Source organism: Gordonia sp. NPDC003424, from assembly GCF_053588655.1.
Map to the genome: position 1 here is coordinate 313,680 of NZ_JBSFQJ010000004.1, position 11,956 is coordinate 325,635.

Annotated in this window: 9 protein-coding genes and 1 pseudogene; 5 read left to right on the forward strand and 5 right to left on the reverse strand. The window is 68.1% G+C overall.

Annotated elements, in window-relative coordinates:
- Positions 1-33: 33 nt before the first annotated feature.
- The 4 genes and pseudogenes from rsmA to ACWDTI_RS08880 form a co-directional block, all read right to left on the reverse strand.
- Positions 34-921, reverse strand: a complete 888-nt coding sequence (gene rsmA / locus ACWDTI_RS08865; protein ID WP_449737692.1) for a 16S rRNA (adenine(1518)-N(6)/adenine(1519)-N(6))-dimethyltransferase RsmA — start codon at positions 919-921, stop codon at positions 34-36.
- A complete protein-coding gene (locus ACWDTI_RS08870; RefSeq protein ID WP_449737693.1) occupies positions 885-2,015 on the reverse strand; it encodes a transglycosylase family protein in 1,131 nt (376 codons plus the stop codon). Before ACWDTI_RS08870 ends, rsmA begins: the two co-directional genes overlap by 37 nt.
- 129 nt (positions 2,016-2,144) lie before the next feature.
- A complete protein-coding gene (locus tag ACWDTI_RS08875; RefSeq protein WP_449737694.1) occupies positions 2,145-3,038 on the reverse strand; it encodes a TatD family hydrolase in 894 nt (297 codons plus the stop codon).
- Positions 3,035-3,875: pseudogene (locus tag ACWDTI_RS08880) on the reverse strand (PhzF family phenazine biosynthesis protein). The gene ACWDTI_RS08875 and the pseudogene ACWDTI_RS08880 overlap by 4 nt, the downstream one beginning before the upstream one ends.
- A 67-nt stretch (positions 3,876-3,942) precedes the next feature.
- On the opposite strand from ACWDTI_RS08880, the gene ACWDTI_RS08885 reads away from it, so the two are divergent.
- From ACWDTI_RS08885 to ACWDTI_RS08905, 5 genes are all read left to right on the forward strand, one after another.
- Positions 3,943-4,653 carry an HAD family hydrolase gene (locus ACWDTI_RS08885; RefSeq protein WP_449737695.1) on the forward strand — a complete coding sequence of 237 codons (711 nt, stop codon included), beginning with the start codon at positions 3,943-3,945 and terminating at the stop codon, positions 4,651-4,653.
- Complete coding sequence (locus tag ACWDTI_RS08890) at positions 4,650-7,001, forward strand: glycoside hydrolase family 65 protein (protein ID WP_449737696.1); 2,352 nt, start codon at positions 4,650-4,652, stop codon at positions 6,999-7,001. The genes ACWDTI_RS08885 and ACWDTI_RS08890 overlap by 4 nt, the downstream gene beginning before the upstream one ends.
- 121 nt (positions 7,002-7,122) lie before the next feature.
- A complete protein-coding gene (gene metG / locus ACWDTI_RS08895; protein WP_449737697.1) occupies positions 7,123-8,673 on the forward strand; it encodes a methionine--tRNA ligase in 1,551 nt (516 codons plus the stop codon).
- 10 nt (positions 8,674-8,683) lie between these two features.
- Entirely contained in the window at positions 8,684-9,856 is a 1,173-nt protein-coding gene (locus ACWDTI_RS08900; RefSeq protein WP_449737698.1) for an aminodeoxychorismate synthase component I, read from the forward strand.
- Positions 9,857-10,121: 265 nt separating this feature from the next.
- Positions 10,122-11,162 carry a GAF domain-containing protein gene (locus ACWDTI_RS08905; protein WP_449737699.1) on the forward strand — a complete coding sequence of 347 codons (1,041 nt, stop codon included), beginning with the start codon at positions 10,122-10,124 and terminating at the stop codon, positions 11,160-11,162.
- On the opposite strand, the gene rsmI is transcribed toward ACWDTI_RS08905, so the two are convergent.
- A complete protein-coding gene (rsmI, locus tag ACWDTI_RS08910) occupies positions 11,092-11,940 on the reverse strand; it encodes a 16S rRNA (cytidine(1402)-2'-O)-methyltransferase (RefSeq protein WP_449737700.1) in 849 nt (282 codons plus the stop codon). The two genes, ACWDTI_RS08905 and rsmI, sit on opposite strands and share 71 nt — an antisense overlap.
- Positions 11,941-11,956 lie beyond the last annotated feature (16 nt).

Sequence of the window (11,956 nt, forward strand, 5' to 3'; positions counted from 1 at the left end):
AACTGATTTAGTGCCGCCGGTCGAAACCCTGGCTCAGTCCACCGCGGCCAACCGCACGAAATCGTCGACGTCGAGCCGCTCGCCCCGCACGCCGGGATCGATGTCGGCGACGCGCAGACGCCGTTCGGCTTCGGCAGCGCTGCCGGCCCACGACGCGAGCGCCGAGCGCATCGTCTTGCGGCGCTGGGCGAAGGCCGCGTCGATCACCGCGAAGACCCGGCTGCGAACCTGCGGGTCGTCGGGGTAGGTCGCGGTGCGGTCGATCCGGACGAGGCCGGATTCGACCTTGGGTTCCGGCCAGAAGACGTTGCGCCCAACGGCCCCGGCACGTTTGACGGAGCCGAAATACCTGGCCTTGACGCTGGGCACACCGTAGGTGCGGCTGCCCGGCCCGGCAGCCAGCCGGTCGGCCACCTCGGCCTGAACCATCACGAGAGCCGTTGCAATAGAAGGCAATTCGCTCAGCAGGTGAAGCAGGACGGGGACCGCGACGTTGTAGGGCAGGTTCGCGACGAGCGCGGTCGGCGCCACCGGCAGGTCGGCGGCGGACACGCTCATCGCGTCCGCGGTGATCACCTCGAACGAATCGGCCTGTGCGGGGGCGTGTTCGGCGATGGTGGTCGGAAGGCGGCCCGCGAGGACCGGATCGATCTCCACCGCGATCACCCGGCCGGCGACGGCGAGCAAGGCGAGTGTCAACGAGCCGAGACCGGGTCCCACCTCGAGGACGACGTCGTCGCGCCCCACACCGGACTCCGCGACGATGCGGCGCACGGTGTTGGCGTCATGGACGAAGTTCTGACCCAGTGTCTTGGTGGGCCGCACGCCGAGTTCGTCGGCGAGCTGTCTGATCCGGGCCGGGCCGAGAAGCCGCGGCTCGTCGCTCAGCGCAGGCCCAGACTCGACGAACAGGCCGGCCACGCTCCCCAGCCCTGGGCGGCGAGGGTCTTCTGCGCGATCGCGATCTGCTCTTCGCGGCTGGCGAGATCGGGGCGTGCCGCGTACTCCTGACCGCCCCAGCGATCCCAGGTGTTCTGGTCGAACTGGATGCCGCCGTAGAAACCGTTGCCGCTGTTGATGGCCCAGTTGCCGGTGGATTCACACTGGGCGAGGGCGTCCCACACCGAGCCGGAGGCCACGAACGGAGCACCGGGCTTGGTGCCGACCTTGACGGTCGCGGGCTGCGGAGCCGCGAGCACGGCCGCATCGAGTTTGTTGCGCTTGACGACCTTGCCGTTGACGGTGGTCAGTTCGTAGGTGACCTTCTGCTCGCCCGGCTTGCCGGGGTGCAGCACCACGCGGCGATCGCGCACCAGGGTGGGATCGTCCTTCGTGATCTCCGGCGGCGCGATCTGCTCGGTCACCGTCGATTCGGAGGTGCGGATGCGGGTCACGGTGATGCGCATGTTGTCGGTGACCGGGGTGTCGGCCGAGGGGAACACCTTGTCGTCGCCACCGAGCGGCTTGCCGGTCGCGGCCAGCACATCGCCGACGGTCTTGGCGGCAACGGTCGGACGGTAGGTCACGACACCGTCGGTCAGCTTGACCCGCTTCGGGGTGACCACGTCGACCACGGCACCGGAGACCGGGATGGCGTTCGCGCGCGGGAAGTTCGCGCCGTCGATGTCGCCCTCGAGGCCATGCGCGCCGAGAAGGTCGTCCACGTTGTTGACGGTGGTGGTGACCTTCTTCTTGATGCCGTCGACGTCGAGGGTGACCGACTTGACCCGGTTGACGGTGATGGTGTCGCCGGCCGACACGCTCGAAGCGAGTGCCGGGGTGATCTGATCTCCCGCGACGGGCTGCAGACCCTGCGCCCGCAGGAGCGAGTCCACCGACAACGCCATCGTGGACACCGTCCGGACCTGGCCGTCAACGTTCAGCTTGACGTCCTTCTGCATGGCCACACCCATGACACCGCCTGCGGTGAGGGTGGTCAGCATGGCGCCGACGGCAACCCGAGCGCCGGTGGACTGGGATTCGTTGATGCGTGCGAGTACAGACAAGGTGAACATCCTGGTCGGGGACAAGGGCGCCCACTTCGCAGCAGCAAGCGACCCGAAACCCCCCGGACGACGTTGCCCAACTGGTCTTGAATCGCCGCCCTGGCAGCGGGATCACAATACGATAACGAGAAGGTGGTGTTACCGCAAAGGCATCCGGTAGATACGCCGGGCATTTCCACCGAGGATGTGAGCCATCTCACTGTCGGCCGCACCGCGGACCGCGGCGAGCCCACGCGCCGTGTACGGCAGGCAATACGACTGATTTGGCTGGCCACGGTAGGGATGTGCGGTCAGGAACGGCGCGTCGGTCTCCGCCAGCAACTGCTCGTCGGGCACCAGGCGGGCGGCCGCACGAAGTTCGTCGGCGTTGGCGAAGGTCACAGTTCCGGCGAAACTGAGCACGAATCCGCGGTCAACACATTCCCGTGCAACGTTTTGGTCACCGGAGAAGCAGTGCATGATCACGGTCTCCGGGGCACCCTCCGCGGCCAGGATGTCGAGGAGATCCCGGTCGGCTTCCCGGTTGTGGATCATCAGCGGCTTGCCGACGCGCTTCGCGAGGTCGATGTGCCAGGCAAAAGCCTCGGCCTGCACGTCGGGCGGCGCACACGACTCCGACTTGCCGGGCCAGTAGTAATCGAGCCCGGTCTCCCCCACCGCGACGACGCGCGGATCGGCCACCATCTGCTCGAGTTCCGCTTTCGCGGCGTCGTCGAGTTCGCCCGCGTGGGTCGGATGCAGCGCCACGGCGGCAAACGCCCGCTCGTCCCAGTGCGCCGCGTCCATCGCCCACCGCGCATCGATGATGTCGTCGGCGACCGTGACGACCTGCCCGACGCCGACGCGTTCGGCGTGGTCGAGGATGTCGCGCACGCTGTCGGGGTCGCGCCCACCGCACGCGGCGAGATGTGTGTGGGCGTCGACGAGACCGGGCAACGGCGCCGGATCCGGCGGCGGTTCACGTCGGCGGCGTTTGCGTGCCGCCTTGTTGCTCTCGGTCTCGGTGGCCGAGTCTGTCGCCGAATCTGTCACAGCCCCACTGTGCCAGCGATGACCGTGACGGTCGCACCCCCCACCCAGATGTCCTCACCGTCGTCGGTGATGCACCCGCCCCGCCCGGCCGAGCGCGGTGCCCTGCGCCGCGACGTAGCTCTCGGACGCACGACCCTCCGCACGCAGCCAGACCGCGATGCCGGCATTGAGGCTGCCGGTCACCGGGTCCTCGGGCACGCCCATGCCGGGCACGAAGGCGCGCACCTCGAAGCGCACGTCGGGTTCGCCGGGGATTCCGTCCGGGTAGGCGCCGAGGAGACCGACCTCGTGGCCGCCGAGTGCCGCCATGTCCGGCGTGACGTCGAGCACCCGTTGCCCCGAGTCGAGCATCAGGACCATCCACTCGGGCCCGTTGACCACCCACTGCGCGGCGATCACGTCCGTCGGTTCGATGCCGAGCGCCGCGGCGACCTCGCGCACCGTTGCGGATTCGACGGGACCCGAGCGGATCAGCGGTGGGGCCGCGAACGCCAGCCCCGACGCCGCCGGCCGGATCTCCACCAGCCCGACGCCACACTCCTGGACGATGCGCTCCCCGCGCGGTGCGTTGCCGGCCTCGAGCCACGCGTGCGCGGACCCGAGCGTCGGATGACCGGCGAACGGCAACTCGCCGCCCGGGGTGAAGATCCGCAGGCGATAGTCGGCCGCGTCGGTGGTCGGCGGCAACAGAAAGGTGGTCTCCGACAGATTCGTCCACCGCGCGAACGCCGCCATGGCGTCCTCGTCGATCCCGTCGGCATCGACGACGACGGCGACCGGGTTGCCTCCGATCGGTGCGGCGGCGAAGACGTCGACCTGTGCGAATCTGCGGTTCATCGGATCATCGTCGTGCATGCGCGGTTTCGCCGCGCCAGCAACCGCCACGACAGGTAGCGTTCGGTGGGTGTTGGGATTGCCAGAGATCACGACGGTCGCCCTGTTCGACCTCGACGGTGTGCTGACGAGTACCGCGGTACTGCACCGCAACGCGTGGAAACAGTCGTTCGACGAGTTCTTGGCGGCGCGCGATCCCGACGGATTCGTGCCGTTCACCGAGAAGGACTACCTCGACTACGTCGACGGCCGGCCGCGCGACGACGGCGTCCGCGCGTTCCTGCATGCGCGGGGCATCGACGACGCATCACCGGAGGAGATGGCGACGATCGGTGCGGAGAAGAACGCGAGGTTCGTCGCGACCCTGGAAGCCGACGGGGTCGATCCCTACCCCGGGTCGGTGCGTTATCTGGAAGCCGCGCGGGATGCGGGTTTACGCATCGCCGTCGTCACATCATCGAAGAATGGAGCAGCGGTGCTGGATGCAGCGGGCCTCAGCGAGTTCGTAGAGCTGAGAGTCGATGGGCTCGAGGTGGCCGAGCGCGGTTTGCGGGGCAAACCGGCGCCCGATTCGTTCCTGCTCGGCGCCGAATTGATGGGCGTGTCCCCCGACGAGGCGGTGGTGTTCGAGGACGCCATGTCCGGTATCGAGGCCGCCGTCGCCGGCAAGTTCGGTTACGTCGTCGCCATCGATCGGGTCGGCGGGGGCCAGGCCGAGGCGATGGCCGCCGCCGGCGCCGATCGCGTCGTGTCCGATCTCGACGAATTGCTCGACGCATGACCCCGACCGGCTGGGAACTGGGCTTCGACGTCCACCCGTGGCAGCTGCGATGGCGCGGGCTCAACACCGACGTGCTCGGCAGGACCGAGACGCTGTTCGCACTGTCGAACGGCCACATCGGCCTGCGCGGCAGCTTCGAGGAGGGTGAACCGGTCGACCATCCGGGCACCTACCTGAGCGGCTTCTACGAGCTGCGCGGTCTGCCGTACGCCGAAAGTGGTTACGGCTACCCCGAATCCGGGCAGACCGTGGTGAACGTCACCGACGGCAAGATCATCCGTCTGCTCGTCGAGGACGAACCGATGGACCTGCGTTACGGACGCACCGAGGAACACGAACGTGTGCTGGACTTCCGCACCGGGACCCTGCGCCGCAACACCCTGTGGACGTCGCCGACCGGGCGGACCGTCCGAATTCGGTCCGAGCGGTTGGTGTCGTTCACCAAACGCACCATCGCCGCCATCCATTACGAGGTGGAGCCGATCGGCGACGACATGAAGATCGTGGTGCAGTCCGATCTGCTCGCGAACGAACCGATTCCGGCACCGGGCAACGATCCGCGCCTGGCCGCCGCACTCGATGCGCCGTTGGTCTCGGATCTGCACACGTGCCGCAACTACTGGGGCATGCTCGTGCACCACACCAAGAGGTCGGGACTGCACGTCGCGGCGGGCATGGATCACGAGATCGACTTCCCCGACAAGGCCGACGCGTTCATCCGGGCCGACCCGGATCTCGCCCGGCTGACGGTCGCGGCGAACGTGCCGCAGGGCACCAAACTGACGCTGGTCAAGTACATCGGATACGGCTGGTCCGCCCGACGCTCGGTACCGGCACTGCGCGCCCAGGTCGACGCGGCGCTCGCCATGGCCATGGAAACCGGTTGGGACTCACTGAAAGCCGACCAGATCAACTATCTGGAGGATTTCTGGCGGGACGCCGACATCGAACTCGACGGCGATCCGGAACTCCAGCAGGCCGTGCGCTTCGCGCTCTTCCACGTCCTGCAGGCGGGAGCCCGGGGGCAGTCGCGCGCAATCCCCGCGAAGGGACTCACCGGGCCGGGCTACGACGGTCACACCTTCTGGGACACGGAGAGTTTCATCCTGCCGATGCTCACCTACACGGTGCCCGCAGCGGCCGGCGAGGAACTGCGGTGGCGGCACGCGACGATGGACAAGGCGAAGTCGCGGGCGGCCGAACTCGGCCAGCGGGGGGCGATGTTCCCGTGGCGGTCGATCAACGGCGACGAATGCTCGGGGTATTGGCCGGCGGGCACCGCCGGTGTGCACGTCTCCGCCGACATCGCGAACGCCACCGGACGCTACCTGCGCGCCACCAACGACGAACAATTCGAGACCGAATGCGGTGTCGAACTCCTCGTCGAGACGGCGCGGTTGTTCGCCGGGCTCGGCCACCATGACGTCAACGGGCAGTTCCGCATCGACGGAGTGACCGGACCGGACGAGTACACCGCGGTGGTCAACAACAATGTGTTCACGAATCTCGCTGCGCAACAAAACCTTCGGGACGCCGTCGCCGCAGTGCACCGGCGCCCCGACGTCGCGCGGGAACTCGGTGTCACGGTGGCCGAGGCGGCGCACTGGGAATCGTGTGCCGACGACATGACGATCCCCTACGACAAGGATCTCGGCGTGCACCAGCAGTGTGAGTCGTTCACCCTGTTGAGCGCTTGGGATTTCGAGGCGTCGGTCGGGAAATACCCTCTGCTGCTGAACTATCCGTACTACGACCTGTACCGCAAGCAGGTGGTCAAGCAGGCGGACCTGGTGTTCGCGATGTACAGCTTCGGGTCGTCGTTCACGCACGAGCAGAAGGTCCGCAACTTCGACTACTACTATCCGCTCACCGTCCGCGACTCGTCGCTGTCGGCGTGCTGCGAGGCGGTGGTCGCGGCCGAGGTCGGGTACCTCGACCTGTCCTACGACCTGATGTGCGAGTCGGTGTTCACCGATCTGCACGACCTGCACAACAACGTGTCGAGCGGACTGCACATCGCCGCGCTCGCCGGTGCCTGGACCGACTGCGTCGCCGGTTACGGCGGCATGCGCGACTTCGGCGGGAAGATCACGTTCGCCCCGCGACTGCCGAACAAGCTGTCGTACCTCTCGTTCCGCATGGTGATCCGCGAGTCGAAGATCGTCGTGGCCATCGACCGGTCGAAGGCGACCTACCGGCTGCTGTCCGGACCGCCGATCGAGTTGGCCCATCACGGCGAGAAGTTCACCCTGAGCGAAGCGCACGTCAGCAAGGACATCCCGGACCTGGAACGGCGCGAGGCACCCAAGGCGCCGCTGGGGTGTGAACCGTACCGTCGTTTCGACTAGCGCGAGGGCACACCTCACCGCAACGTCACCAACCGACCCAGGCCACGAACGCCGAGTGGGCGTCGAGTTTTCGACGCCCACTCGACACGATTCGAAACCGCGCGCACTAGGCTGGGAACTCATGCAGGACACCTCCTACGGCGCCGGCGAACCGTTCTACCTCACCACCGCGATCGCCTACCCGAATGGCGTACCGCACATCGGCCACGCCTACGAGTACATCTCGGCCGATGCGCTGGCTCGCTTCAAGCGGCTCGACGGATTCGACCTGCGCTTCCTCACCGGCACCGACGTGCACGGGCAGAAGATGCAGCAGACCGCCGAGGCCGAGGGCATCCCGACCACCGAACTCGCCAACCGCAACTCGGACCGATTCCAGGCCGTGCAGGATCGACTCGGCTCGAGTTACGACCGCTTCATCCGCACGTCCGATGACGACCACAAACGTGCGTCGGAGGCGATCTGGCAGCGCATGTCGGACGCCGGCGACATCTATCTGGACACCTACGCCGGTTGGTACGACGTCCGTGACGAGACCTTCTACGCCGAGGCCGACACCACCGTCGACGACGACGGCAACCGCGTGACATCCGACAGCGGGCACCCGCTGACCTGGACCGAGGAGCAGAGCTACTTCTTCCGACTCTCGGCATATCAGGACCGGCTTCTCGAACTCTACGAAAACCATCCGGAGTTCATCGGTCCCGACGTCCGGCGTAACGAGGTCGTCAGCTTCGTCAAGGGCGGTCTGACCGATCTGTCGATCTCCCGCACCACCTTCGACTGGGGGGTGCCGGTGCCCGGGCACCCGGATCACGTCATGTACGTGTGGGTGGACGCACTGACCAACTACCTCACCGGAGTCGGTTTCCCGGACGACCCGCAGAGCTTCGACCGCTACTGGCCGGCCGATCTGCACATCATCGGCAAGGACATCATCCGGTTCCACTGCGTGTACTGGCCGGCGTTCCTGCTGAGCGCCGGTATCGACCTGCCGAAACGTGTGTTCGCGCACGGCTTCTTGTTCAACAAGGGCGAGAAGATGAGCAAATCGGTGGGCAACGTCCTCGACCCAGAGTCGCTGATCGACGAGTTCGGCCTCGACCCGGTGCGCTACTTCTTCCTGCGCGAGGTCTCCTACGGTCAGGACGGTTCGTACTCCACCGACGCGATGATCAGCCGCATCAACGCCGACCTGGCCAACGAGTTCGGCAACCTGGCGCAGCGCACCCTGTCGATGATCGGCAAGTACTTCGACGGCGCGGTCCCGGCCCCGGGCCCGTACACCGACGAGGACACCACGCTGCTGGGCAAGGCGGCAGACCTGCTGCCCGCGGTCCGGGCGCACTTCGATGTGCAGGCCATCCACCTCGGCATCGAGGCGCTCTGGTCGGTACTGGCCGACACGAACCGCTACATCTCGGCACAGGAGCCGTGGAAGCTGGCCAAGACCGACCTCGAGCGCACCGGAACGGTGCTCTACGTGTGCGCCGAGGTGGTGCGGATCGTGGCACTGCTGGCCCAGCCGGTGATGCCGGACTCGACCGGTCGGCTCCTCGATCTGCTCGTCGTGAACCCCGACCGTCGGCAGTTCACCGCGGTCACCGAGTCGTTGCCGCCGGGCACCGCGCTACCCAAGCCGTCGCCGGTGTTCCCGCGATACGAGGCGTGACCACCGCGTGGTGAATGCACCGCCCCTCGACGTCTTACGGGCCCTGCACGCGGCCACCCGGTCGGCGGGGATGCCGCCGCCCGCAGCACTCGTCGGCGACTGGTGGGGCGCCGACGCGGTGATCGCGCCGTCGATCGATCTGCGGGCCGGCTTCGCACCGCCGGATGACCCCGGTCGCTTCTGGTTCGGTTCGCTCGGATTTCCGGTGCGCGCCAACGAATCATCGACCCCGACCGTCGTCGGCGGACTCACCGATGCGATCCTCGTCGGCCGCGATGGCCGATGGTCCTATGAGAGTGTCGACGACGCCGCCTGCCCGGCATGGGTGCAGAACGCGCTCGACACACCGCTGCCACCTCCCGCGGAGCCGCCGTGGACAGCGGAATGGACCGTACCGCAACGTGATCCGCACTTGTCCGCGATCGAGAAATGCCTGTCGGCGATCCGCGCCGGCGAGGTCTACCAGGCCTGCGTGTGCACCCGATTCACCGGCGCGTTCTCCGGCGACCCGGTCGAGTTCTTCACGTCGATAGCCGGTGCCACGGCACCCGCGAAAGCGGCGTTCCTGCAAGGCGATTGGGGTACGGTCGCCAGCTTCTCCCCCGAGACCTTCCTTCGGCGCACCGGCAACATCGTGTCGTCGTCGCCGATCAAGGGCACCATTGCCGCAGACGCACCGCCCGAGTCGTTGGCCGCATCGGCCAAGGACGTCGCGGAGAACGTGATGATCGTCGACCTCGTCCGCAACGACCTGGGCCGGGTCGCGGTCACCGGAACGGTGCGGGTGCCCGAGTTGCTCTCGGTGGTCCGCGCGCCCGGGGTGTGGCACCTGGTGTCCCGCGTGGAGGCCATCCTCGATCCGGCGGTCGGCACCAACGAGCTGCTGCGCGCCACCTTCCCCCCGGCGTCGGTGACCGGCACACCGAAGATCCGCGCCGCCGAGCTGCTGGCCGACTGGGAGCAGGCGCCCCGCGGCGTCTACTGCGGCGCGATCGGCATGGCCGGCCCCGGGCACGGACTCGACCTCAACGTCGCGATCCGGACGGTCACCCTGGCACCCGACGGAACCGCCACGCTGGGGGTCGGGGGTGGGATCACCATCGACTCGGATCCGTCGCGGGAGTGGCAGGAATGCCTCGACAAGGCGGCCAGCATTGTCGGGCATGTCACATCGCACCCGTAGATGCGATCGTCAACTACTGCTCCGGTAAAATTAACTCATGCAACCTTCCATACCGTTTGGTACGGATTGTCTGCCGGAATCTGAAGGTCGGGAACAGATCCAGTCGGGGATCGATGACACGATGTCGGCGGGGAAACGTGGCCAGATTGCGGCATCACATCAACGGGTCGCGGCGATGGGCGCCGATCCGGATGTCCACGCTCCGCGCCATGTGTCTGCGGGAGAGATTGTCCGACGACGGAATTCGAGCCCGCTGAGAGTCGGCATGGACCGGCTCGGGCGTATCTTCGGCGAGACCACCGACAACACCGACCTGGCGATGGCCGTGTTCGACGCGGACGGGGTGCTGCTGTGGCGCGCCGGCGAGCGCCGGTGGCCCACCGCCACCGGTTCCGTGGGGCTCGTCGAGGGCTCCGTGTGGGACGAGGCTTCGGTGCGCACGACAGCGGTCAGCCTGGTGATCGCCGACAATCGACCCGTTCGGGTGGTCGGCGACGAACACTACAACCGCGCGCTGCACGGCCTCTACTGCGCGGCTGCGCCCATCCACGATCCCCGCACCGGCGTGCTGTTGGGTGTCGTCGGGCTCGCCGGGTCGGCCGACCACGTGCAGGTGTCGTCGACCGCGCTGGCGACGACCCTGGCCGCCCTGGCCGAGTTCGAGATCGCCACCGCACACGCGACCTCGCTGGCCGAGCTCCGCAAGTCGGCCGGCGCCCGGCTCGCCGGCATCCGCGGTCCCGCCCTGCTCGTGGACCGCGACGGCTGGGTGGCGGACAGCCGCGGATGCACCCCGCCCGATGCGGTGGCCGCGCCGAGCGCCGGCGCTCACCAGTTCGTTCCGGGCATCGGCACCTGTGTGGCCTTCGAGGTCGGTGACGGCTGGCTGCTGCGTCGGGTGGGTCCGGCCAATCCGATTGTCGCCGAACTGGATCTGCGCGGCGAGCCGTCGCTCACCGTGGTCGGCGACGGCGACGAATGGCGCACCGTGCTCACCCGCCGGCACGCCCAGATCCTGCTGCTGCTGGCCGAGGCGAAGGAATCCGGGCTCACGTCGGCCCGTCTGAGCCGACTCATCTTCGGCGACACCGGCCACGTCGTGACCGTGCGGGCGGAGATGTCGAGGCTGCGGCGGGTCGTCGGCGCGTTGATCACCAGTCGGCCTTACCGGTTGTCAGCGGGTGTGACGCTGCGGGTCGCGTCCGGGCCGGCCCCCGACAACCCCGGGCACCCGATCACCTCTCCTGGCGACGCGCCAGCACCGCCTCGTACACCTGGCGGCGAGATGCATCACCATCCCGCGTGACCTGCGCGCAAGCCTCTTTCAACCGCATCCCGGCATCCACGAGTTCCTCGGCCTCGTCGACCAGTTCGTCGAGGTCACGGACACGGCGAGTCCCACCCTCGAGGACGACGGTGATCTCGCCCTTCACACCTTCGGCCGCCCAGTCCGCCAGTTCCCCGAGCGTGCCCCGCCGCACTTCTTCATAGGTCTTGGTCAGCTCCCGGCAGACCGCCCCGCGACGGTCGGCCCCGAGGATCTCGACGGCGTCGGCGAGCGTGTCGGCCAACCGATGCGGCGAGTCGAAGAAGACCGTCGTACGCGGCTGTTCGATCAGGGTCGTCAGCCAGTCGCGGCGGGCGCCGGGCCGGCGCGGCGCGAACCCGTCGAAGCAGAACCGCTCCGACGGCAGGGCCGAGACCGCGAGCGCGGTGGTCACGGCCGACGGGCCGGGCAGGCAGGTGACCCGCAACCCGGCATCGGCACACGCGGCGACGAGCTTGAAACCGGGATCGCTCACCGACGGCATCCCGGCGTCGGTGATCAGCAGCACGCTCTGCCCGCCCGCGATCGCGTCCACCAGGCCGGGTGTCCGCGCCGCCTCTACCTGGTCGTAGTAACTCACCAGTGACCCGCCGATGGTGACGTCGAGGGCCGCCGCCAGCGTCCGGGCGCGCCGGGTGTCCTCCGCGGCGACGATGTCGGCGGCGGCGAACGCCGCGCGCAGGCGGGGTGAGGCGTCGTCGACCTGCCCCATCGGGGTGGCGGCGAGGATCAGTCGGCCTGCATCGGCGGTGTTCATCACGAGTCAGCTTACG

What these genes read in the sequence shown, in the direction of transcription:
- rsmI (WP_449737700.1), bottom strand. Translation starts at nt 11,940, where the DNA reads ATGAACACCGCCGATGCAGGCCGACTGATCCTCGCCGCCACCCCGATG.
- ACWDTI_RS08890 (WP_449737696.1), top strand. Translation starts at nt 4,650, where the DNA reads ATGACCCCGACCGGCTGGGAACTGGGCTTCGACGTCCACCCGTGGCAG.
- ACWDTI_RS08870 (WP_449737693.1), bottom strand. Translation starts at nt 2,015, where the DNA reads ATGTTCACCTTGTCTGTACTCGCACGCATCAACGAATCCCAGTCCACC.
- metG (WP_449737697.1), top strand. Translation starts at nt 7,123, where the DNA reads ATGCAGGACACCTCCTACGGCGCCGGCGAACCGTTCTACCTCACCACC.
- ACWDTI_RS08905 (WP_449737699.1), top strand. Translation starts at nt 10,122, where the DNA reads ATGGACCGGCTCGGGCGTATCTTCGGCGAGACCACCGACAACACCGAC.